The sequence below is a fragment of the Rhizobium sp. RU35A genome, from assembly GCF_900156005.1.
In the GTDB taxonomy this organism is placed as follows: Bacteria; Pseudomonadota; Alphaproteobacteria; order Rhizobiales; family Rhizobiaceae; genus Neorhizobium; species Neorhizobium straminoryzae.
Map to the genome: position 1 here is coordinate 206,483 of NZ_FTMR01000002.1, position 23,027 is coordinate 229,509.

Genomic DNA, 23,027 nt, shown 5'->3' on the forward strand with positions numbered 1-23,027 from the left:
GGACGTGACCCCATGACCATCAAGCTTTCCCGCGCCACCCTGTCCGAGATCGCCGCCACGGCGGCCGTGCCGGCCTACGACCAGAAGACGCTGTCGCCCGGCATCCTGCATTTCGGCGTCGGCAATTTTCACCGCGCCCATCAGGCGGTCTATCTGGACGATCTCTTCAACGAGGGGCTCGACCACGACTGGGGCATCGTCGGCGCCGGCGTTTTGCCCTCCGACCAGGCCATGCGCGACAAGCTTGCGGCGCAGGATTTCCTGACGACGGTGGTGGAGCAGGACAACAACCGCACCGCCGCCCGCGTCACCGCGCCGATGATCGACATCCTGCCGGTCGGCGATGCGGGCGCGATCATCGCGGCGCTCAGCGATCCGAAGATCCGCATCGTCTCGATGACCATCACCGAAGGCGGCTATTTCATCGATGCGGAAGGGCATTTCAACCCGGCCCATCCCGCCATCCAGGCCGATGCCGCAACGCCTGACCAGCCGAAAACGGTGTTCGGGCTGATCATCGCCGGTCTGAAGGCGCGGCGCGACAAGGGCGTCGCGCCCTTCACCGTGATGTCCTGCGACAACATTCCGGGCAATGGCCATGTGACGGAAAACACGGTCTGCGGGCTCGCCCGTCTCTCCGATCCCGCCTTTGCCGAGTGGATCCACGAGAATGTGAGCTTTCCGAATTCCATGGTCGACCGCATCACGCCCGCGACCGGCAGCCGCGAGATCGACATTCTGGCGCAGGATTTCGGGGTCGAGGACAACTGGCCGGTGTTCTGCGAGGAGTTCAAGCAGTGGGTGATGGAAGACCGCTTCCCGGCCGGCCGCCCGCTTCTCGAACGGGCCGGCGTGCAGTTTGTGCCGGATGTCGCGCCGTACGAGCTGATGAAGATCCGCATCCTGAACGGCGGCCATGCCGCGATCGCCTATCCGGCGGCGCTGCTCGACATCCATTTCGTGCACGAGGCCATGGAGCATCCGCTGATCCGCGCCTTCCTCGCCAAGCTCGAGAGGGAAGAGATCATCCCCATCGTGCCGCCGGTGCCGGACACCGATCTCAACGCCTATTTCGAACTGATCGAGCGGCGCTTCCTCAATCCGAAGATCGGCGACACCATTCCGCGTCTGGCGCAGGACGGTTCGAACCGCCAGCCGAAATTCATCCTGCCCTCCACCGCCGACCGGCTGGCGCGCGGCGAGGATATCGTCGGCCTGTCGCTCGTCTCGGCGCTGTGGTGCCGCTACTTTGCCGGCACCAGCGACAGCGGCAAGGCAATCGTCTTCAACGATGCGAGTGCTGAAAAACTTCAGGCGGCGGCGCTTCAGGCGCGTCAGGATCCGATGGCCTTCCTCGCCTTCGACGAGATCTTCGGCGCCGTGTCCGGTTCGCAACATTTCCGCACCCGCTTCGCACATGCGCTCGAAACCCTGTGGACGGAGGGCACTGCCCGCACGCTGCAGCTCTATCTTGATGACCGTCTGGCGGGCTAGAGTCATGCCATGGAACAGATGCGGCAACCCCTGGTGATCTTCGACTGCGACGGTGTGCTGGTGGACAGCGAGCCCTTGTCCATCCGCGTTCTCATCGATGCGGTGAAGGCGAATGGCGGGGAGCTTGGCGAGCAGCAGGCCTACCAGCGCTTCCTCGGCCGCAGTATGGCGCATATGGTGTCGGTGCTGGATGCGGATTTCGGCATCCATGCGGATGCCGCCTTCCTGGAACGCATGCGCCAGGATCTCTATCGCAGTTTCGAGGCGGATCTCCAGCCGATTGCCGGCATTGCGGATGCGCTCTCCGCCATGCCCTGGCGTCGCTGCGTGGCCTCGTCCAGCCAGCCGGAGCGCATCCGTCTGTCGCTCGGCCTCACCGGGCTTCTCGGCTTCCTCGAACCGCATGTCTACAGCGCCACCATGGTGGCAAACGGCAAGCCGGCGCCGGATCTCTTCCTGCATGCCGCCCGTGAAATGGGGGCGGATCCGGCCGATTGCATCGTTATCGAGGATAGCCCCGCCGGCATTCTGGCGGCGCAGCGTGCCGGCATGGCGGTGTTTGCCTTCACCGGCGGATCGCATGCGGACCGGGAGGAATACCGCACCGAAATTGCGGCACTTTCGCCCGATGTGGTGTTTGACGCCATGCCGGATTTGCTCCACCTTATTGCCAACTACATATCGGATCCCGCAGGCCGGCCGACGGTCGCGGCGCCCTGAGCGTCGATTGCACGGCCTGAACGGCGATCCACCAAGGATGGGAAACAGGACCTGATGCGGGAACTGGTGGTGGCGGTCGATGTGGGAACGACCAGCGCACGCGCGGGCGTGTTCAACCGTCACGGCAGGCTTCTGGCGCGCAGCCGTCATCCGATCCTGATGCGGCGCGATGGCGATCACATTGCCGAGCATGATTCCGAGGATATCTGGCGGGCCACCTGTCAGGCGGTAAGGGCCGCGATGGCGGAGGCCGGGGCAAGGCCGGAACAGGTTGCAAGCCTCGGCTTCGACGCGACCTGTTCCCTGGTGCTGCGCGACCGGGACGGCAAGCCGCTCAGCGTGTCCGCTACCTGCGACGACCGGCTGGACACCATCGTCTGGCTCGATCATCGCGCCGTGGAGGAGGCCGAGCGGCTGAATGCCAGCCGCCACCCGGTGCTGGATTTCTGCGGCGGCGCCCTGTCGCCGGAAATGCAGCTGCCGAAGCTTGCCTGGATCAAGCGGCACATGCCGCGCAGCTGGCAGAAGGCCGGCTATTTCTTCGATCTCGCCGACTTCCTCACCTGGCGGGCCACGGGCTCGACGGCACGGTCCCGCTCCACACTCACGGCCAAGTGGAATTTCCTGGCACACGAGCAGGCAGGCTGGCAGCGGGATTTCCTGGCACTTGCCGGGCTGGACGACATGGTGGGGCGTGGGGCCCTGCCGCAGACGACGCTGCCGGTCGGCGGTCTGGTGGACCGGTTGAGCGACGGGGCCGCCGCAGAGCTTGGCCTCACCACCGGCTGCCTCGTGACGCCCGGCATCATCGATGCCTATGCCGGGGCGCTCGGCGCACTTGGCACCGCCATCGGCCGGGCGGGGGAGGGCGGCGATCTGGCGCTGGTCGGCGGCACATCCAGCTGTCTCGTTGCGCTGTCTGCCACGCCGATCTTCACCGACAGCCTGTGGGGCCCCTTCCGCGGCGCGCTGTTGCCGGATCTCTGGCTGGTCGAGGGCAGCCAGTCGGCGGCCGGAGCGCTGCTCGATCATGTGGTGCGCATGCATGCGGCGGGTGGCGAGCCGACCCCTGCCACCCACCAGCGCATCATCGACCGCATCGCCGTGCTGCGCGAAGGCGAGCCCTATCGGCTCGGCGAGCGGCTGAACATCCTGCCGGATTTCCACGGTAACCGCGCCCCGCTCGCCGATCCGCGCGCCACCGGCACGATTTCGGGTCTGACGCTCGATACCTCCTTCGACGGTCTCTGCCAGCTCTACTGGCGCAGTTGCGTGGCGCTGGCGCTCGGCATCCGCCACATTCTGGAGACCATGAAGACCGCCGGGCATGCGGTGGAGATGCTGCATGTGGCGGGCGGACATGCGCTCAATCCGCATCTGGTGGAACTCTATGCGGATGTCACCGGCTATCCGGTGCGGCTGCCCTCGGCGCCGGATGCGGTGCTGCTCGGAACCGCGATGGCCGCCTCGGTGGCCGGTGCCCTGCATGCGGATCTCACCTCCGCCGCCGCCGCCATGGATCAGGGCGGCACGGTGCGCCTGCCGGAAGGCCGCGCGCATCCGCATTACGAGCGTGATTACCGCCGCTTCCTCGCCATGCAGCGCCACCGGACGGAACTGGAAGCAATCCGCTGAGATCCGCCGCCTTGTGCGGCGGGCTGCGTGCACCTACATCCAGCCGAAAGCAGGTCCGGCGAACGCGGAAACCGATTTCGCCGGCGAAACTGCGCCACACCAAACAGACAGGGTGTTTCGGGCATCTCCGCTGTTGCCTGAAGCGTTCTGGACCACCGGAGCCGACCGTCTGATGATCCTTGACGCCGCACGCCTTTCGCTTCTCAATCTCTTCGCGCCGGAAACGCGCCGGGTGTTCTGGAAGGTTCTGGGCCTGACGATCCTGGTGCTGATCGGCCTCTGGCTTGCCCTGCGCGGCGTCTTCATCGGCTATGTCTGGCCCTATTTCGCGGACCTTCTGCCGACGGTGCCGGACTGGGCCGGCTGGCTGACCTTCGTCTTTGCCATCGTCGCTGGCATCGGGCTGGCGCTTGGTCTTGCGCTGCTGATTGCACCGGTCACGGCGCTGATCGCCGGCCTGTTCCTTGATGACGTGGCCGAAGTGGTGGAACAGCGCGATTACCCGGCCGATCCGCCGGGCACGGCCATGCCTATGGGGCGCGCGCTCATCGAATCCGTGCAGTTTCTCGGCGTCGTCATTCTCGGCAACCTGGTGGCGCTGTTCCTGCTGCTGGTGCCGGGCGTCAATCTCGTCGCCTTCTTCCTCGTCAACGGCTATCTGCTGGGGCGCGAATTCTTCGAGTTCGCCGCCATGCGCTTTCGCCCGCCGGAAGAGGCCAAGGCCTTTCGCCAGAAGCACAGGGGAACGGTGTTTCTCGCCGGCCTGCTGATTGCCGGCTTCCTCGCCATTCCGATCCTCAACCTGCTGACGCCGCTGTTTGCCGCCGGCCTGATGGTGCACCTGCACAAGGCGATCAGCAGGCGCGATCCCTCATTCGCCCTCGGCGAGCGCCTCCGTCCCGATCGTCTGCGTGGGTAGTTCGACAAGTGGCGCCGGCACGTCGCAGGTCTTCTCCGGAGAGCGACAGAGATCGGCGATCACGCAGCGTTCGCATTCCGGCTTGCGGGCCTTGCAGGTGTAGCGCCCGTGCAGGATCAGCCAGTGATGCGCGTGGAACAGGTATTCCTTCGGGATGACCCGCAGCAGGTTCTCCTCCACCGCATCCGGTGTGCTGCCCGGCGCCATCTTCAGCCGGTTGGCAATGCGGAACACATGGGTATCGACGGCGAGCGTCGGTATGCCGAAGGCCATCGACATCACCACATTGGCCGTCTTGCGCCCCACGCCCGGCAGCCTGGTCAGCTCGTCCCGCGTCTTCGGCACCTCGCCGCCGAAGTCCTCGATCAGCATCTTCGACAGGGCGATGACGTTCTTTGCCTTGTTGCGGTAAAGCCCGATCGTCTTGATATGTGCGATCACGCCCTCTTCACCGAGCGCCAGCATCTTTTCCGGCGTGTCGGCGATCTGGAACAGCTTTCGGGTGGCGCGGTTGACGCCGACATCCGTTGCCTGCGCCGAAAGCGCCACGGCCACCACCAGCGTGAACGGGTTCACATGCTCCAACTCGCCCTTCGGCTCCGGACGCTGCACGGAAAAGCGGCGGAAGATCTCCTGCATCTCCGCCTTCGTATAGGCACTGCGGGCATGGCGGCTGCGGCCTCTCGCCGCGCCATTTGACTTTTGCGAAGTTTGCATGTGGGATTGCAGTCTATCAGTTGCCATATGCACTTCTATGACAAGCCACGGGATGGAAGGCAACGTGGAGAGAGACGACGAGCCACCGGTTTTCGCAGCCGAACTGACGCCCTATCGATCGCTGGGGCGACAGGGCTATCGCGTGCTGCTTGGCCTCACCGGCGCCATCTGCCTGTTGCACGGCCTTTTCTTCCTGACGACCGGCGCCTGGCCGATCGTCTTCTTCTTCGGTCTCGATTTCATGCTCCTGTGGGGGGCCTTCTGGCTGAACTACCGCGCCGGCCGCGCCCGTGAGGAGGTGACGGTGTCGCGTACCGATGTGGCGATCCGGAAATTCTCACCCGCGGGCCGGATGGTGGAACATCACTTCAACCCGTTCTGGGCACGTTTTCGCGTGCGCCGACACCACGAGTTCGGCATCACATCCATGCATGTGACAGGCGAGGGGAGACGCACCGATATAGGCGCCTTCCTCAACCCCGATGACCGGGAAAGTTTCGCCAAGGCCTTTCGCGGTGCGCTGGCCACGGTGAAGCAGCGGATCTGAGACCCGTCCTCATTTGTCCGCCATCGCCTGTGGCAGGGTCAGTGAACGACACGGGCAGGCTTGGGTGAGGCGCTCCTGGCCGGGGCCGTCGGCTGAGGTGTCGGGAGAGTGTCCGGTGTGGCATCGTCTGGTCCCGCCGCCTGCCCATGCGGGGGATCGGCCTGGGCCGGCGCCTGGGCTACCGGCGCCGCGGATGCGGGAGCTGCAACCTTCATCGGGTCGATGCCGTCGGCCGGAGCCTTGGCGGTTTCGCCAGCGGCTTCTGTCGCCACTGGCCTGGCCACCGGTTCCGCCACCACGGCCTTCTCTTCGCCGCCGCCGAAGATCATCCCCTTCATTCGTGCCACGATACCGGGCTGTTCGACCGGTTCCGCCGCCGGCTTGTCTGTCGCGGCATGGTCCGTCGCAGCCGCTGTTTCGCCCGGCTGTTCGCTGGCCGCCGGTGCGTCCTTCTTGCCGCTGCCGAAGATCATGCTGGTGATCGAGCCGAGAAGGCCGCCGCTGCCGCTTTCGCCGTCCGGTGCCTTTGCTGCGGGTTCGCCGCCATGATCGCCGGCGGCCGGTGCGGGTTTGTCGCCGCCGCCATGGCCGTCATCGGCCTTCTTGTCGCTCGCAGAGCCGTGGCCCGCGGCCTCGCCATGCCCGCCGCCACCATGGTCGCTGCTCTTCTTGCCCTTCTTGCCGCCGCTGCTGCCATGCGGGTCTGCGGCCGGTTCGGTCACCGGCATCACGCAATCGGCCTTGTCGGTCAAAGATGCGGCCAGCTTTTCCATGTCTTCCTCGGGGGGATCGATCCGCATGCCGAAGAATTCGCCGCTGCTGTTGGCCTTGCCGTCCACGTAGAAGGCAGAGAATGAGGTTTCGGAGGGCACCGGCGACCGCGCAAGATCGGGAATGTAGACAACCTGCGCGCCAATCGCCCGGCCGCGCATCTGCGAACGCTGGGTGGGGCCGGCCTTGTCGAGAACGGTCACCTGGATGAGGTCGGCCTTCTCGCTTTCCTGCAGGGATTTGGCAACGCGCAGCGCCGTCTTCAGCCGCGCCGGTCCATCGCCACCTTCGGTGAAGACGTATTTGCGGACCCAGGATCTCTGCTCGCGCTTGATCTTCACGAGCTGCGCCGTCGTGCATTTCAGGCCGTTCACTTCCTCGTAGGACGGTCCAAGAATCTTGTCCGGACCGATGTAGAGCGCCACGGCGCCGCTGCCGCCGCCCAGCACGACAATGCCGCCCAGCACGATCACGAGCTTTCGTGACAGCCTGATCTTGAGGCCTTTCACGCCCGGAACTCCGGCATGCTGAACTCCACTCAACGCAAAACTGAAACCATGGTAGTGCCCATCATCCTCCGTCATGAGCGTTGAAGAAGCTTTAAGCCCGCATGGCTGCTTGCCGCGCCCCCCGTCTGCCTGCGTCCCCCGGCCGTTGATGACGAAGCGCTCACGTTGCTGCGAATGATTTGCAATAGCGTTGACAACGCTGACAAAGGCGTTAGCTTGTATTGCAAATGAGTTGCAAGAGAGGGTTAATGCCGTGCGAATGCGCCTGCTTGCTGCCCTGTCGCTGACGGTTGCCGGCCTTCTGGCCGCGCCGGTCTGGGCAGCCGATAAGCCGAAGGTGGTCACCACCTTCACCATCATCGCCGACATGGCGAAGAACGTGGCAGGCGATGCCGCGGAGGTGGAAAGCATCACAAAGCCTGGCGCGGAGATCCATAACTACCAGCCCACCCCACGCGACATCTTGCGTGCTCGCGATGCGGATCTGGTGCTGCGCAACGGCCTGAACCTTGAGCAGTGGTTCGAGAAGTTTCTTGCCAATCTCGGCAAGGTGCCGAGTGTCACGGTGTCCGACGGCATCGACCCCATGGCGATTGCCGGCGGCGCCTATCAGGGCAAGCCCAATCCGCATGCCTGGATGTCACCCGCCAACGGTCTGATCTATGTGGAGAATATCCGCGCCGCGCTGAGCCGCATCGATCCCGCCCATGCCGATGTCTACGCCGCCAATGCGAAGGCCTATTCCGACCAGATCCGCGCCACCGTGCAGCCGATCCGCGAACGGCTGGCCGCCCTGCCCGAGGACAAGCGCTGGCTTGTCACGAGCGAAGGTGCCTTTTCCTATCTCGCCCGCGATTTCGGCCTGAAAGAGCTTTATCTCTGGCCGGTGAACGCCGACAGTCAGGGGACGCCGCAGCAGGTGAAGGCCGTGATCGATGCCATGCGCGACAACCGCATCGCGGTCATCTTCTCCGAAAGCACCGTCTCCGCCGATCCGGCAAAACAGGTGGCGCGCGAAACGGGTGCCACCTATGGCGGCGTGCTCTATGTCGACAGTCTCAGCAATCCGGATGGCCCGGTTCCCACGTATCTCGATCTGCTGAAGGTCACCACGCAGACCATCGCAAGGGGGCTGTCGTCATGAGAATGGGCAGGGTGAAGCGATCGCCACAGGGGCTCGTTGTCACGGATGTGACCGTCTCCTATCGCAATGGCCACACCGCCCTGCGACATGCCAGCTTTTCTGTGCCGAAGGGCACCATAACCGCGCTGGTCGGCGTCAACGGTGCGGGCAAGTCCACACTGTTCAAGGCGATCATGGGCTTCGTCCCGCTCTCCGGCGGTTCGGTCGAGATCCTCGGCATGCCGGCCCGCGAGGCGCTGCGCAAGAACCTCGTGGCCTATGTGCCGCAGGCCGAAGAGGTGGACTGGAGCTTTCCGGTTCTGGTGGAAGACGTGGTGATGATGGGCCGCTACGGCCACATGAATTTTCTGCGCATGCCGTCTCGCCGCGACCGGCAGATGGTGACGGAGGCGCTGCGCCGGGTGAACATGGAGGCCTTCCGCGAGCGCCAGATCGGCGAGTTGTCCGGCGGCCAGCGCAAGCGCGTGTTTCTGGCCCGGGCGCTGGCGCAGGAAGGGCAGGTGATCCTGCTGGATGAGCCTTTCACCGGCGTGGATGTGACGACGGAGGAGCAGATCGTTGCGCTGCTGAAATCTCTGCGCGACGAGGGGCGGGTGATGCTGGTCTCCACCCACAATCTCGGCAGCGTGCCGGCATTCTGCGACCGCACCGTGATCGTCAAGGGCACCGTGATTGCCCATGGCCGCACGGAAGACACCTTCACCGAGGCCAATCTGGAAAAGGCCTTTGGCGGCGTGTTGCGTCACTTCATTCTCGGCGGTGCCGATCTGCATGCGGATGACGACGCCCGCCAGGTGCGGGTCATGACCGATGACGAGCGGCCCTTCGTGACCTATGGCGATGGCACGACCGGCACCGTCAGGGCAAAGCCGCGGGAAAGGGCCGATGCTCCAGACGCTTCTTGAGCCGTTCACCTATGGCTACATGCTGAATGCGATCTGGGTCAGCACGCTCGTCGGCTGCGTCTGCGGCTTTCTGTCCGCCTATCTGATTCTGAAGGGCTGGTCGCTGATCGGGGACGCGCTCTCCCATGCCATCGTGCCGGGCGTTGCCGGCGCCTATATGCTGGGGCTTCCCTTTGCTCTCGGCGCCTTTCTCTCCGGCGGACTGGCAGCGGCCGCCATGCTGTTCCTCAACCAGCGCACGCGGCTGAAGGAGGATGCCATCATCGGGCTGATCTTCACCTCGTTTTTCGGGCTTGGCCTGTTCATGGTGTCGCTCTCGCCGACCTCGGTGAACATCCAGACCATCGTACTCGGCAACATTCTGGCGATCACCCCGGAGGATACGCTGCAACTGGTGCTGATCGGCGGCGTCAGTCTTGTCGTGCTGGCGCTGAAATGGAAGGACCTGATGGTGGCCTTCTTCGACGAAAACCATGCCCGCACCATCGGCCTCAGGCCCGACCTCTTGAAGGCGATGTTCTTCACGCTGCTTGCTGCCTCCACGGTCGCCGCCCTTCAGACGGTCGGCGCCTTTCTGGTGGTGGCGATGGTCGTGACGCCGGGGGCCACCGCCTATCTGCTGACGGACCGTTTCGAGCGGCTGATCCTGCTTTCCGCCGCCATCGGTGCCGCGACCAGCTTTGTCGGTGCCTATGCCAGCTATTTCCTCAACGGCGCAACCGGCGGCATCATCGTCGTGCTGCAGACGCTGATCTTCCTGGCGGCTTTCGTCCTTGCGCCGAAGCATGGTCTGCTCGCCGCCCGCCGCAAGCGGGCTCTGGCGCTGGAGGAGGCCGCATGAGCGATCTCGCTGCAACGATCCTTCTGCCCTTCCAGCTTCCCTTCATGCAGTACGCCTTTATGGTGACGCTGATGATAGCGGTGCCGATGGCCATGCTCTCCTGCCTTCTGGTCCTGAAGGGCTGGTCGCTGATGGGGGATGCCGTCTCGCATGCCGTGCTGCCGGGCGTGGTGCTCGCCTACATGCTCGCGCTGCCGCTCAGCCTCGGCGCGTTTGTTGCCGGCCTTGCCTGTGCGCTGGCCACCGGCTTTCTCAAGGACAACAGCCGCATCAAGGAGGACACGGTGCTCGGCATCGTCTTTTCCGGCATGTTCGGCCTCGGCCTCGTGATGTTCGTCGCGGTCCGCAGCGATGTCCATCTTGACCATATCCTGTTCGGCGACATGCTGGGGATCGCACCCCACGATCTGGTCGAGACCGGACTGATCGAGCTGGCCAGCACCCTCTTTCTCGGCATCCTGCGCAAGGACCTGCTGCTGCACGCCTTCGATGCGCAACATGCCCGCGCCATCGGACTGCCGGTTGGGCTCCTACATTATGGGCTGCTGGCGGTCCTCTCGCTCACGGTGGTCGGCGCATTGAGCGCCATCGGCATCATCCTTTCCGTCGCCTTCCTCGTCGCCCCCGGCGCCATCGCTTTCCTGCTGACGCGGCGGTTCGGCGCCATGCTGGTCGCCTCTGTCGCCATCGCCACCGGCTGCACCGTCTTCGGTATCCTTCTCAGCTTCTTCATCGACAGCGCGCCCGCGCCGACCATCGTGCTGCTGATGACGGGTGTGTTTCTGGTGGCGTTCCTGAAGACCGTGCGACAGGCGAAGATGTCCGTTTCCATCCCATAAAAAAAACGGCCCGCCGCAGGGAGGCGAGCCGTTTTCCGGAAACGGGGCTGTCGCGGAGATCAGGCGGCAGCCAGTTCCTTCTTGACCATGTCGCGCAGGGCAACGAGATCCTTGCCGAAGGCGCGGATGCCTTCCGACAGCTTTTCGGTTGCCATCGCATCCTCGTTCAGCATCCAGCGGAAGGTCTTTTCGTCGATCGGCTGGAAGGGATCCTCGGTGATGTTGTCGGGCGAAAGCTTGCGCTCCAGCGTGCCTTCGGCCTTGTCCAGCTCGTCCAGCAGGGCCGGGCTGATCGTCAGGCGGTCGCAGCCGGCCAGCGCTTCGATTTCACCGGCATTGCGGAACGAGGCGCCCATCACGATCGTGCTGATGCCGTTCGCCTTGTAGTAGTTGTAGATCTGGCGCACCGAGATGACGCCCGGATCGGTCTCAGACGTGTAATCCTGGCCTGTGGACTTCTTGTACCAGTCGAGAATGCGACCGACGAAGGGCGAGATCAGGAAGGCCTTGGCATCGGCGCAGGCGATCGCCTGGGCCTTGGAGAACAGCAGCGTCAGGTTGCAGTCGATACCTTCGGTCTGCAGCACTTCCGCCGCCTTGATGCCTTCCCAGGTGGAGGCAAGCTTGATCAGGATGCGGTCACGCTCGATGCCGCGCTCCTTGTAGGCGGCGATGATGCCGCGCGCCTTGGTGATCGAGGCCTCGGTGTCGAAGGAAAGGTCGGCATCCACTTCGGTGGAGACGCGGCCGGGAACCAGTTCGGCAAGGGCCGCGCCGACGGAGATGGCGAGGCGATCGGCAACCGCTGCAATCACGGCCTCGGAAGAGCCGTTCTGGCTCTTGCCCCATGTAACGGCTTCCTTGACGCGATCGGCAAAGACGGGGGTGCCGAGCGCCTTCAGCACGATCGTCGGGTTGGTGGTGCAATCCACCGGCTTCAGGCGTGCAACAGCCTCGATGTCGCCGGTATCGGCCACCACCGTGGTCATGGAACGCAGTTGTTCAAGCTTGGAGGCCATCGGAATTCCTCAGGGTTTTCGATCTCGTGGGAAGACGGCAATCGTCTCCCGTCATCCTCACTATCTGCGCTCGCACACGCGAATGTCAAGGACATTTGCCCATCACATTTGACATTTGTTCCAACTCTGCCGATAGTGGAGGCCGATCAAACGGAGGTGGCGGCCGCCTTGCCAAAGCTCAGACGCGAAACTCATGTCGCCTATTCCGAGGCCGCCTCGCTGCGCCTGCGGGCGGCCTGGCTCTATTACAATCAGGGCCTGACACAGAAGGATGTGGCGGAAAAGCTCGGCATCAGCCGCTCCACCGTGATCCGCATGCTGGACGAGGCCGTGAAGCGGGCCGAGGTGCAGATCTGGATCAGCGAGGGGATCGATGACTGCGTCGATCTCGCGGTGAAGCTGGAAAAGGCCTATGGGCTGGACGAGGCCGTGGTGGTGCCCTCTCCGGACAAATCGGATGCCGGCTCCATCGCAAAGGCCGTGGGTCTGGCGCTCGGCCAGTTCCTGACGGAAGTGGTGACGGACGACATGACGATCGGCGTCGGCTGGGGGCGCACGATGACCGCCTCGCTGGCCGGCTTCCGCCCGCCTCGGAGGCAGAACTGCAAGGTCGTCTCGCTGCTCGGCGGCATCGTTGCCGTGCACCAGACCAACCCCATTGATTACACGTGGCGGCTGGCAAGCCAGCTCGGCGCCGAATGCTACATGTTCCTCGCCCCGCTTCTGGTGGATTCGGTGGCAACCAAGCGCGCGCTGATCGAGCAGTGCGGCCTGAAGACGCTGTACGATCTTGCCGAAAACCTCGATCTCGCCATCGTCTCCTGCGGCGATATCGGTCCGCATTCGACCTCGCTGTCGGAAGGCTTCATCACGCGCGAGACGCTGCAGGAACTGGTGGGGCGCGGCTGCGTCTGCGACACCATGTTCAATTTCCTCGATGCGGACGGCAACACCATCGATCATCCGATCAACGAACGGGTGATGTCGATCGATCTCGATACGCTGAAAAAGGCCAGGCACATCGTGCTTTCCTCCGGCGGCGCGCACCGCGCCGGCGCCATCCGCGCCACCATCCGCCGCATCGGCTGCAACACGCTGATCACCGACGAGAGCGCGGCGCGGGAGCTTTTGCGGCTGGCGGAAGCGTCTGCCTGATCAGATATCGCCGAAATTCGGCGGCAGGTGCCGGCTGAGTTCCATGCTATCATGCAGGACGCGACCAATGCCAACGAGGTCCGGCCGGATGGATCGAAACAGGATCAGGTGCCGTGGTCGGCGAACGATGCCGCTTGCCATGCGCGCGCGTTCACGGCTGTATCGTAAATGGTAACTCAGTACATCAGCCGCGATATCCGGACGAAGGATTGTTCCAGTTCTGCGGCTGTCCGCTGCCAGATCCTGCAGGGCCGTGACGATCAGGCGCTCGTAGCGCAGGGTCGCTTCCGGACCGAAATCCTCGCGGCTTTCGTCAGTATGTTGCTGATGTCGCCTGTTGCTGCAAGGGAGAGGCGGATAGCGGCCATGTCCTGCTATGCCAAGTCATTCCGCTTGTTGCCAGCCTCTCGACTGAGCCCTGCGATGTAGGTGTCGACTTCGCCCATCGGCACATCGACGAAGCGTCCTTCGTCGATGTCGGAGAAACCCATCGCTGCCGCCTCTCGCAGCGCTTTAAGTTTTGCCATCTCGCGCTCTTCCCGCTTCTCGATCAGCCGCAGGCCGTCGCGCAACACGTCACTGGCGTCCTGATACCGGCCCGACTGTACCAGTCGATCGATCATGTCCTGCTGATGCTCGGTCAGTACAACGTTGCGGGTGGGCATCGCCAAGGCCTCCATAGACCCCTATCATAAAGGTCGGTGGCATCATCTGCCAAGCCTTCCTTCATCTTTAGCCTAAACCCGCCCAGCCTCCCAGCCGAGAATGGCGCGCTTGCGGGTGAGGCCCCAGTGGTAGCCGGTCAGCGCGCCGCTCTTGCCGAGCGCCCGGTGGCAGGGAACGACGAAGGAGATCGGGTTGCGGCCGATGGCTGCGCCGACGGCGCGGCTGGCGGTCGGCTGGCCGATGTCGCGGGCAACGTCGGAATAGGTGACGGCCCTGCCGAAGGGTATCTTCAACAGGCTCTGCCAGACGCGCACCTGGAAATCGGAGCCGATCAGCACCACCCGCAGGGGCTCCTCCGACCGCCAGCGGGCGGGATCGAAGATGCGGGTGATATAGGGGGCGGTCGCCTGCTGATCCGCCACATAGTCCGCATTCGGCCAGCGTGTCGCCATGTCGGCAAAGCAGGCCTCGCGACCGCCTTCGTCATCGGCAAAGGCGAGGCCGGCGAGACCGCGCTCGGTCGCCATCACCAGCGCAAGGCCGAAGGGGGAGGGGTGGAAGCCGTAGCGGATGATGAGCCCGCCGCCCTTCGCTTTCCATTCGCCGGGGCTCATCGCCTCATGCGTGACGAAGAGATCGTGCAGCCGCCCCGGGCCCGAAAGCCCGACTTCGTAGGAAGTCTCCAAGAGCGGCAGCTGTTCCTCGCCGAGCAGCCGCTTGGCGTGATCCAGCGTCACCGCCTGCAGGAAGGCTTTCGGCGAGAGCCCGGCCCAGCGGGTGAACACCTTTTGCAACTGCGTTGGCGACTGGCCAAGCTCCGCCGCCAGCCGCTCCAGCGAAGGCTGGTCGCGATAGTCGATGGTGATCCGCTCGATCACCTGCTTGACGATGGCATAGTCCTCGCCATCAGGGGTGATGTCGGTGGCGCAGGCGGGCGTGGGGGCAAAGGCATTCATGGGGCAGATCCTCTCGATGACGATCAGTTCACCACGCGCCGCTGCCGGATGCCACCCGAAACTTGCCGCACGATTTCGATCCGCGCGACCATGCCTTGCCGGAACGCAAACGGCCCGCCGGGGGGCGGGCCGTGAACGATTGCCGGAATGCTGCCGGGCTCAGTCCGCCTTGTTGCGGCGGGCCGGGAACAGGATCACGTCGCGGATCGAGGGGGCATTGGTGAGCAGCATGATCAGGCGGTCGACGCCGATGCCGAGGCCGCCGGCGGGCGGCATGCCCTGGTCGATGGCATCGAGGAATTCGTCATCCAGCTGCTTGTCCTTCTCGCCGCGGGCATGCGCCTGTTCCAGCTGCTCTTCCATGCGGCGGCGCTGCTCTTCCGGATCGTTGAGTTCCGAAAACGCATTGCCCACTTCCCAGGCGTTGCAATAGGTCTCGAAACGCTCCACGAGGCGCGGCTCGCCCGGCACTTCCTTGGCGAAGGGCGAAATGTCCTTCGGGAAATGCGTGACGTGAGACGGCTGGATCAGCGTGCCCTCGACCTTCTCCTCGAAGATGAAGGCAAGGCATTCGCCCCAGGTCCAGTCCTTCTCCACCTCGAAGCCGGCGGCCTTGGCGGCGGTGCGTGCTTCCTCGTCCGTCTTGATCGCCAGGAAGTCGATGCCGGTCGCATCCTTGACGGCCTCGGGCATCGGTACCCGCTTGAACGGACCCTTGAAGGAAAGGGTTTTGTCGCCGAACACCACATCGGTGGTGCCGTGAATGGTGGTGGCGAGGTTTTCAAACAGGCGCTCGACCAGCGCCATCATGTCCTCGTAATCGGCATAGGCCCAGTAGCACTCCATCATGGTGAATTCAGGATTGTGCCGGGTGGAAACGCCTTCGTTGCGGAAGTTGCGGTTGATCTCGAACACCTTGTCGGAAAGGCCCGACACCAGCGTGCGCTTCAAAAACAGTTCCGGCGCGATGCGCAGGTACATGTCCATCTTCAGCGTGTTGTGGAAGGTCTTGAACGGATCGGCGGTCGCCCCGCCATAGACCGTCTGCAGCATCGGGGTTTCCACTTCGAGGAACCCTTCGCTCTCCAGGAAGCGGCGGAAGCCGGAGACGATCTTCGAACGCTGCTGGAAGCGCAGCTTGCTTTCGTCGTTCGACATGATGTCGAGGTGGCGCTTGCGGTAGCGCAGTTCGATGTCGGAGACGCCATGCCACTTTTCCGGCATCGGCAGCAGCGATTTCGTCAGCATGGTGATCTCATGCGCGTTGATCGTCAGCTCGCCGCGCTTGGTACGACGGACAAGGCCGGTGACGCCGATGATGTCGCCGATATCGATCATCGCCAGCATGTCGCGGGCGGCGTCCGGCGTCGTGTCCTTGTGCGAGAAGATCTGCACCTTGCCCGAGGCGTCGCGGATGTCCATGAACATGCCGGAATTGCGCGAGGAATAGACGCGGCCGGCAACCGTCACGATGTCCTGCGTTTCCACATCCGGTTCCAGCCCCTCATATTTCTCGGCCAGTTCCGCATTGGTCATCGTGCGGTGGAAATGGGCCGGATAGACGTCGCCGATCTTGTCGCGCAGCAGCGCCAGTTTCTGGCGGCGCACTTCGGTTGCGTCGGAGGAGAGGGCGGTTTCGGTCTTCTGTTCGGTCATCGGTTATCGCCTTTTGGGGCCATGTTCTTTTCGGGTGAGGAATGCTGCCACGCAAGGCAGCATCCGCCTTTACTTCTCTGCACCCACCAGGGATGCCACCACGGTTGCGGCAATCTTCAGGCGCTGGCGCACCACGGAGCGGCCGAGCAGCGCCATCGAGTCAAACAGAGGCAGCGAGCGCTGGCTGCCGGACATGGCGATGAACAGCGGCGGGGTGACGACGCGCAGCTTCTTGCCGAGCTTGTCGGCCACGGCGCGCAGCTCCTGGTCGATGCTTTCCACCGTCCATTCCGGCATTTTTTCGAAATCTGCCTGAACGGTGTTGATGATCTCCAGCGTCTCGGCGGGGGAAGTCTTGAGGCCGCCGAAGGAGGCGGGCGTCAGGCCGACATCGTTGGCAAGCAGGAAGCCCGCGAGGTTCGGCAGTTCACCGAGCTTGGAAATGCGGCTCTGGGCAAGCTTCAGCCCTTCCGTCAGGCGCTGGTTTTCAGAGGCCCATTCGAAGGTGCGGGCCAGAAAATCGTCCGGCGAGAGTTTTTCGCGCAGCCAGCGGCCGTTCAGCCAGTCGAGCTTCTGGATGTCGAAGATGGCGCCGGCCTTGGACAGGGCCTCGGGGTCGAACTTTTCCGCCAGTTCGTCCATCGACAGCAATTCCTCGCCTTCGGCGATCTGGATGAAGAACAGGCCGAGGAAGTTCATCAGCGCTTCCGGCAGATAGCCGAGCGCCGAGTAATAGGAGATCGAGGTCGGGTTCTTGCGCTTCGACAGCTTCGACTTGTCGGCATTGCGCATCAGCGACAGGTGCATGAACTTGGGTTCCTGCCAGCCGAAATAGCGGTAAAGCAGGATGTGCTTCGGCACCGAGGCCAGCCATTCCTCGCCGCGCGCCACATGGGTGATCTTCATCAGATGGTCGTCGATGACGTTGGCCATGTGATAGGTCGGCATGCCATCGGCCTTGATCAGCACCTGCATGTCGACGGAGGACCACGGAATCGACACGTCGCCATAGACGCCGTCGTTGAACTCGCAGGAGCCCTCGGTCGGGATCTTCATGCGGATGACGGAGGTTTCGCCCGCCTCCATCTTTGCCGTCACTTCCTCGGCGGAGTAACGCAGGCACAGCCCGTCATAGCCGGGCGCCTTGCCGGCGGCGCGCTGCTCCTCGCGCATCTTGTCCAGGCGCTCCGGCGTGCAGAAACAGCGGAAGGCATGGCCCTTGTCCAGCAGGTCCTGCGCGTAGGGCTGGTACATGTCCTTGCGGTCGGACTGGCGGTAGGGGCCGTAGGGGCCGCCGACATCGGGGCCTTCCTTCCATTCGAGACCGCACCAGCGCAGCGCTTCCAGCACCTTGTCCTCGAACTCGCGGGTGGAGCGGGTGGCATCGGTATCCTCGATGCGCAGAATGAACTCGCCGCCGTGTTTCTTCGCGAAGAGATAGTTGAACAGCGCGATATAGGCGGTGCCGACATGCGGCTCGCCGGTGGGGGAGGGTGCGATACGGACGCGGACGCCGGAAGTGGTCATGAGTGCCTGCTCGAACTTGGAAAAACGCGCCGCAAAACGGGCGCAGACTGCCGTGCTTGGATTGCAGGCCTTAGCGCATATTCTGCGGGAAGCGTCAAGATTTATGCGGCCAAGGCCCCCGCTTGCCGGTCAGTTCACGGGCCAGAACACCATCAGCGTCGGCACGCTCACCACCAGGATGAGGATGGAGAGCGGCAGGCCGAGCCGGGAATAATCGGAGAAGCGATAGCCGCCCGGGCCCATGACCAGCGTGTTGCACTGATGGCCGACGGGCGTCAGGAAATCGGAACCGGCACCGATCGCCACCGCCATCAGGAACGCTTCCGGTCGGAAGTTGAGGGTGGCGGCAAAGCTCGCAGCGATCGGCCCCATCACCAGCACGGTGGCGGCATTGTTGAGGAAGGGCGTCACGGCCATCGCCGCCAGCATGATGAGGCCGAGTGCGCCATAGGGCGGCAGGTTGTGGGCGATCTCGCCGAGCCAGTGGGCGATCAACTCGCTGCCGCCGCTGGTGCGCAGTGAATCCGAAACCGGGATCAGCGCGCCGAGCATGACCAGGATCGGTCCGTCGACGGCCTTGTAGAGATCGTTGAGCGGCACGGCGCCGAAGATCGCCATGCCGAGGGCTGCCGCGAAGAAGGCAACGGCCACCGGCGCATAGCCGAGCGCCGTCGCCAGCATCGCCAGTGCCAGGATGCCGATCGGGATCAGCGCCTGCCGTTGTGTGCCGAGCAGCACTTCCTGCTGGGCAAGAGGCAGGAGCGCCAGATCCTGCAGCACGATCGGCAGCGTCTTGCGCCCGCCCTGCAGCACGATCACGTCGCCCTCCTGCAGCACGAGGTCGCGAAGCCGTTCCCGCAGGCGCTCACCGCGGCGGCTGACCGCCAGGAGGTTGACGCCGCGGGTATAAGAGAGCGCCAGTTCGCCGGCTGAGAGCCCTGCGAGCACCGAATGCCGGGAAATGACCGCCTCGATGGAAATCAGGTCCTGCTGGGCGCGGCTGCCATCCTTCAGCGCCTTGCCGGACAGTTTCAGCTTGCCGCCGGAAATCACCCGGTCAAGAACTGCGGAGCGGCCCTCCAGCACGACGGAATCATCCTCGCGCAGGATAAGATCAGGGAAGGGCGACATCCGTGTCGGCCCGCGCAGCACGGCGGTTGCGACCACCTCGCCATCACCGAGCTTCAGCAGTTCGCCGAGCGGCTTGCCCATCACCGCGGACTGGCCGGTGACGGTGGCTTCCGAGGCGTAGTTGGAGATTTCCACGGCCTCCTCGATGCTGCCCGTCTGCTTGCGCCGTTCGGGCACCAGCCAGTAGAAGAACAGCAGGAAGGTGAGGCCCACCAGTGCCAGCACGCCGCCGACGGGGGTGAAATCGAACATGGAAAACGGCGTGCCGGTCATCTCGGCCCTGAGCCTTGAGACGACGATGTTCGGCGAGGTGCCGATCTGCGTCATCAGTCCGCCGAGAAGGGCGGAAAAGGCCATGGGCATCAGGTAGCGCGAGGGCGAGACCCCGGCGCGTCGCGCGAACTGGAAGGCGACCGGCATCATGATCGCCAGCGCCCCGATATTCTTGATGAAGGCCGAGAGAAGCGCCACCGAGATCATCAGCAGCGCAAGCTGCGCCCGCATGGAGGTGAGATGCGGGAACATCCGTTTGATCACGGTATCGACGATGCCGGAGCGGGCGACGCCGGCACTCACCACCAGTGCGCTGCCGACGATGATGACGATGTCGTCGGAAAATCCGGAAAAGGCATGCTCCACGGGAACCACGCCGAGCGCCACGGCAACGACCAGCGCACAGCAGGCAACGACATCATAGCGGAAGCGATCCCAGATGAAGACGGCCATCATGCCGGCGATCACGCAGAAGGCGAGGATTTGCTGGGTGGTCATGAGGCTCCGGCAGGGAGGGGTGGCCGGCGTGGCCACCCGAGTACGGATGTTGCGATGCTCCTAATGATCATCGGAGCCACCAGGTTCCAGTGGCTGCCGACAAAGGGGCTCGCGCTCAGTGCAGTGTCCTGTCCGTCTGGCCCGCCTGCCGTTTGCGCTGGCGGGCATTGCGCGCCAGCATGTTGAGCAGTTCCACCAGCGCCGAAAAGGCCATGGCGGCATAGACGTAACCCTTGGGCACATGGAAACCCATGCCTTCGGCAATCAGCGTGGTGCCGATCATCAGCAGGAAGGCCAGCGCCAGCATGACGATGGTCGGGTTCTTCTCGATGAAGTTGGCAAGCGGATTGGCGGCCACCAGCATCACGGTCACGGCAGCCAGAACGGCGATCACCATGATCGGCAGATGCGGGGTCATCCCAACGGCGGTGATGATGCTGTCGACGGAGAAGACGAGATCGAGCAGCAGGATCTGGCCGATCGCCGCGGCAAAGGTTGTGGTGGCGGTATGGCCCACCATGTCTTCCTTGTGGTCTTCCGGGTCGACGGTGTGATGAATTTCCTTGGTCGCCTTCCAGACGAGGAAGAGGCCACCGGCGATCAGGATCAGGTCCTTCCAGGAGAAGCCGTGACCAAAGGCCTCGAAGACCGGTTCCGTCAGTTGCACGATCCAGGCCACGGTGCCGAGCAGGCCGAGGCGCATGACCAGCGCGAGGCCGATGCCGATTTTGCGGGCCTTTTCGCGGTTTTCAGGCGGAAGCTTGTTGGTGAGGATGGAAATGAAGATCAGGTTGTCGATGCCGAGCACGACTTCCATGACGACGAGCGTGACGAGTGCCACCCAGGCCGCCGGGTCCTGCACGAGCTGAAGGATATCCTGCATGTTGTCTTGGTCCCCACACGCCGGACGATTTCCGGCATCCGAAAACTAGAACATTGGTCGCAGGAATCAAGCTTGCCCCGTCAAACCCGCAGGCCGCGTCGGGGCCTGGCCGTCCCCTGCCAGCGAGGTCGGCCAGCTTCCGCTTCACGCGCCGTGATTGCCGTATCCCGCTATGAAAATGCGTACGGCGCTTGCGATCTGCTTCTCGATCTCGTCAATTGGCGGCGGTCCTTCCATGTGGCCGAACAGGCGCATCTTCAGGAATGTGCCGGTGGAAAGCTCGATGAAGTGGCGGGCGGCAAGGCTGACATCGTCCACCACAAGTGCGCCCTTGGCCACCTGGCGGATCAGGAACCGCTCCAGGAAGAAGCGGATGTTCATCGAATCGTCCTGGAAGAAACGCTGGGAGAGCATGCGCATGCGCGGCGCCACGCTGATCATCGTGCGCATTGCCGAAATCGTGCTTTCGCTGGTGATCTTCACGGCAAAAGCCACACCGAAGCGATAGAGGCCTTCCTCCACCGCCTCGCTGCCATCCAGGATGTCGCGCATGGATTCGGCAAGGCGCGTCCGCTCCTGCTCCATGATGGCGGCGAACAGGTCGTCCTTGCTGTCGAAATAGACGTAGATGGTGCCCTTGGAGACGCCCGCCTCGCGCGTGATGTCGTTCATGCTGGCAGCGTCAAAGCCCAGACGCATGAAGACCGCCTTGGCGCCTTCAAGGATCTGCTCCCGCTTGGCCGGGTCGGCGCCGGCGGCAAAACGCCCGGGCGTACAGCCTGCCTCGGCAGGGGGGCAATTCTTCTCCTGCATTCGTGAACCTGTTTGTTAATCTTTTCGAACCGGTCGGTTCGATCACCTCTTGATATGTGGGAAGGATGGGATTATGTCAATCGTCAACTGAACCGATCGGTTCGATCGGACCTGCTTTCCTTACCAGACCGGTGATTGTCATGACATCTCCTTCAAACACAGGCTCCCTGCGCCTCGTTCAGGCCGAAGATGCATCTTCGGACCAGGCAGCGAATGCGGAGCGGGTGGAAGCCCGCACCGAGACGCCGGTGGCGGAGAAGCCGTCGTCTCCGCAGGCGGCCGGCATCGATGCCAAGGGCGGTGGCTCGCAGCCGACGAAGAAAAAGCGCAACCCGGTGCTGCCGATCATCCTGATCGGCGTGATCGCGGCCGGCGGCTGGTATGGCTACAACTGGTGGACGGACGGTCGTTTTCTCGTGTCGACGGACGATGCCTATGTGACCGGCGACATTTCCGTCATCTCGCCGAAGGTTTCCGGCTATGTGGAAAAGGTGAATGTCGTCGAGAACCAGGCGGTCAAGGCCGGCGATCCGCTGGTGACGCTCGACCAGGGCGATTACCAGATCGCGCTCGATCAGGCGAAGGCCAATCTGGAAAGCGCCCGGCTTGCGGTCACCCGTATCGGTACGCAGATCGCTGGCGGCGAGGCGAGCCTTGCCCAGTCGCAGGCCCAGCTTGGCGCGCTGCAGGCCACGGTTCGGGGGGCGGAGATCACCCAGCGTCGCCAGACTGAGCTGGCTGCCAAGAATGTCGGCACGACCGCCGAACTCGACAATGCCCAGATCGCGCTCGAACAGGCGCAGGCCAACCTGAAAGCAGGCCAGGCGGCGGTTGTCTCGGCCCAGGCCAACATCGATCTCCTCAAGGCCCAGCGCAACGAGGCGATCAACACGGTGCGGCTGCAGGAACTCGCCGTCCAGCAGGCCCAGCGCGATCTGGACTTCACGATCCTGAAGGCGCCCTATGACGGCACCATCGGCAACCTCTCGGTTCACACCGGTGATCTGGTCTCGAACGGCAAGCGGCTGGCCTCTCTCGTGCCTGTCAGCCAGCTGTACATCGAGGCGAACTTCAAGGAAACGCAGATCGGCCATATCGCGCCGGGTTCCAAGGTGCGCATCCATGTGGATGCCTTCGACGACCAGACCGTGATCGGCACGGTCCAGTCGATTGCCCCGGCGTCCGGTGCCGTCTTCTCGCTGCTGCCGCCGGAAAATGCCACCGGCAACTTCACCAAGGTTGTGCAGCGCGTGCCGGTTCGCATCGCGATCCCGAAGGAAGAACTGGAAAAGGGCCATCTGCGTGCCGGTCTCAGCGTGGTGGCCGACGTCGACACCCGCACGGCGCCGAGCAACTAAGGTCCGCGACGGCTGCCGCCCGCGACGGGCGGCGCCCCAGCCTCGCGAAGG

21 protein-coding genes are annotated in these 23,027 nt (G+C 63.9%); 11 read left to right on the forward strand and 10 right to left on the reverse strand.

Annotated features, from left to right (window positions below):
- Nucleotides 1-12: 12 nt before the first annotated feature.
- From F3H95_RS05570 to F3H95_RS05585, 4 genes are all read left to right on the forward strand, one after another.
- Nucleotides 13-1,494 (forward strand): mannitol dehydrogenase family protein, encoded by a 1,482-nt coding sequence (locus tag F3H95_RS05570; RefSeq protein WP_149745218.1) that lies wholly within the window; start codon nt 13-15, stop codon nt 1,492-1,494.
- 9 nt (nt 1,495-1,503) lie between these two features.
- The gene (locus tag F3H95_RS05575; RefSeq protein WP_149745219.1) at nt 1,504-2,214 is read left to right on the forward strand and encodes an HAD family hydrolase; all 711 of its coding nucleotides are present in this window, start codon (nt 1,504-1,506) and stop codon (nt 2,212-2,214) included.
- Nucleotides 2,215-2,268: 54 nt separating this feature from the next.
- Complete coding sequence (locus F3H95_RS05580; protein ID WP_149745220.1) at nt 2,269-3,849, forward strand: FGGY-family carbohydrate kinase; 1,581 nt, start codon at nt 2,269-2,271, stop codon at nt 3,847-3,849.
- Between the two features lie 172 nt (nt 3,850-4,021).
- Complete coding sequence (locus F3H95_RS05585) at nt 4,022-4,768, forward strand: sulfate transporter family protein (RefSeq protein ID WP_149745221.1); 747 nt, start codon at nt 4,022-4,024, stop codon at nt 4,766-4,768.
- Here the strand turns inward: F3H95_RS05585 and nth are convergent.
- Nucleotides 4,721-5,512 (reverse strand): endonuclease III, encoded by a 792-nt coding sequence (nth, locus tag F3H95_RS05590; protein ID WP_149745222.1) that lies wholly within the window; start codon nt 5,510-5,512, stop codon nt 4,721-4,723. The two genes, F3H95_RS05585 and nth, sit on opposite strands and share 48 nt — an antisense overlap.
- A 25-nt stretch (nt 5,513-5,537) precedes the next feature.
- Between nth and F3H95_RS05595 the strand changes: the two genes are divergently transcribed.
- Entirely contained in the window at nt 5,538-6,032 is a 495-nt protein-coding gene (locus F3H95_RS05595) for a DUF2244 domain-containing protein (RefSeq protein ID WP_143127246.1), read from the forward strand.
- 38 nt (nt 6,033-6,070) lie between these two features.
- Here F3H95_RS05595 and F3H95_RS05600 read toward each other — a convergent pair whose 3' ends face one another.
- Nucleotides 6,071-7,312, reverse strand: coding sequence for a hypothetical protein (locus F3H95_RS05600; protein WP_188134301.1), 1,242 nt, complete (start codon nt 7,310-7,312; stop codon nt 6,071-6,073).
- A gap of 259 nt (nt 7,313-7,571) precedes the next feature.
- On the opposite strand from F3H95_RS05600, the gene F3H95_RS05605 reads away from it, so the two are divergent.
- Genes F3H95_RS05605 through F3H95_RS05620 form a run of 4 tightly spaced genes read left to right on the forward strand, consistent with a single transcriptional unit; the run spans nt 7,572 to nt 11,041 of the window.
- On the forward strand, nt 7,572-8,456 hold the full coding sequence (locus tag F3H95_RS05605) for a metal ABC transporter substrate-binding protein (RefSeq protein ID WP_149745601.1): 885 nt from the start codon (nt 7,572-7,574) through the stop codon (nt 8,454-8,456).
- Complete coding sequence (locus tag F3H95_RS05610; protein ID WP_149745223.1) at nt 8,453-9,361, forward strand: manganese/iron ABC transporter ATP-binding protein; 909 nt, start codon at nt 8,453-8,455, stop codon at nt 9,359-9,361. Before F3H95_RS05605 ends, F3H95_RS05610 begins: the two co-directional genes overlap by 4 nt.
- Nucleotides 9,342-10,202, forward strand: coding sequence for a metal ABC transporter permease (locus F3H95_RS05615; RefSeq protein WP_149745224.1), 861 nt, complete (start codon nt 9,342-9,344; stop codon nt 10,200-10,202). The genes F3H95_RS05610 and F3H95_RS05615 overlap by 20 nt, the downstream gene beginning before the upstream one ends.
- Nucleotides 10,199-11,041, forward strand: coding sequence for a metal ABC transporter permease (locus F3H95_RS05620; RefSeq protein WP_149745225.1), 843 nt, complete (start codon nt 10,199-10,201; stop codon nt 11,039-11,041). The genes F3H95_RS05615 and F3H95_RS05620 overlap by 4 nt, the downstream gene beginning before the upstream one ends.
- Nucleotides 11,042-11,100: 59 nt before the next feature.
- Here the strand turns inward: F3H95_RS05620 and tal are convergent, their stop codons facing one another.
- Nucleotides 11,101-12,060, reverse strand: coding sequence for a transaldolase (gene tal / locus F3H95_RS05625; RefSeq protein ID WP_143127837.1), 960 nt, complete (start codon nt 12,058-12,060; stop codon nt 11,101-11,103).
- Between the two features lie 168 nt (nt 12,061-12,228).
- Between tal and F3H95_RS05630 the strand changes: the two genes are divergently transcribed.
- The gene (locus F3H95_RS05630) at nt 12,229-13,215 is read left to right on the forward strand and encodes a sugar-binding transcriptional regulator (protein ID WP_149745226.1); all 987 of its coding nucleotides are present in this window, start codon (nt 12,229-12,231) and stop codon (nt 13,213-13,215) included.
- A gap of 374 nt (nt 13,216-13,589) precedes the next feature.
- Here F3H95_RS05630 and F3H95_RS05640 read toward each other — a convergent pair whose 3' ends face one another.
- The 7 genes from F3H95_RS05640 to F3H95_RS05670 form a co-directional block, all read right to left on the reverse strand.
- Nucleotides 13,590-13,880 carry a type II toxin-antitoxin system ParD family antitoxin gene (locus F3H95_RS05640; RefSeq protein ID WP_143127835.1) on the reverse strand — a complete coding sequence of 97 codons (291 nt, stop codon included), beginning with the start codon at nt 13,878-13,880 and terminating at the stop codon, nt 13,590-13,592.
- A gap of 72 nt (nt 13,881-13,952) precedes the next feature.
- Nucleotides 13,953-14,837 carry a bifunctional helix-turn-helix domain-containing protein/methylated-DNA--[protein]-cysteine S-methyltransferase gene (locus tag F3H95_RS05645; protein WP_149745227.1) on the reverse strand — a complete coding sequence of 295 codons (885 nt, stop codon included), beginning with the start codon at nt 14,835-14,837 and terminating at the stop codon, nt 13,953-13,955.
- Between the two features lie 159 nt (nt 14,838-14,996).
- Nucleotides 14,997-16,493, reverse strand: a complete 1,497-nt coding sequence (gene lysS, locus F3H95_RS05650) for a lysine--tRNA ligase (RefSeq protein WP_149745228.1) — start codon at nt 16,491-16,493, stop codon at nt 14,997-14,999.
- 69 nt (nt 16,494-16,562) lie between these two features.
- Nucleotides 16,563-18,020, reverse strand: a complete 1,458-nt coding sequence (gltX, locus tag F3H95_RS05655) for a glutamate--tRNA ligase (RefSeq protein WP_149745229.1) — start codon at nt 18,018-18,020, stop codon at nt 16,563-16,565.
- Nucleotides 18,021-18,149: 129 nt separating this feature from the next.
- The gene (locus tag F3H95_RS05660) at nt 18,150-19,922 is read right to left on the reverse strand and encodes an SLC13 family permease (RefSeq protein ID WP_149745230.1); all 1,773 of its coding nucleotides are present in this window, start codon (nt 19,920-19,922) and stop codon (nt 18,150-18,152) included.
- Between the two features lie 115 nt (nt 19,923-20,037).
- A complete protein-coding gene (locus F3H95_RS05665; RefSeq protein ID WP_149745231.1) occupies nt 20,038-20,805 on the reverse strand; it encodes a TerC family protein in 768 nt (255 codons plus the stop codon).
- A gap of 144 nt (nt 20,806-20,949) precedes the next feature.
- Nucleotides 20,950-21,618: a TetR/AcrR family transcriptional regulator gene (locus tag F3H95_RS05670; protein ID WP_143125186.1), complete on the reverse strand. Its 669-nt coding sequence runs from the start codon at nt 21,616-21,618 to the stop codon at nt 20,950-20,952.
- A gap of 140 nt (nt 21,619-21,758) precedes the next feature.
- Here F3H95_RS05670 and F3H95_RS05675 point away from each other — a divergent pair, with 140 nt between their 5' ends.
- Entirely contained in the window at nt 21,759-22,976 is a 1,218-nt protein-coding gene (locus F3H95_RS05675; protein ID WP_149745232.1) for an HlyD family secretion protein, read from the forward strand.
- Nucleotides 22,977-23,027: the final 51 nt, after the last annotated feature.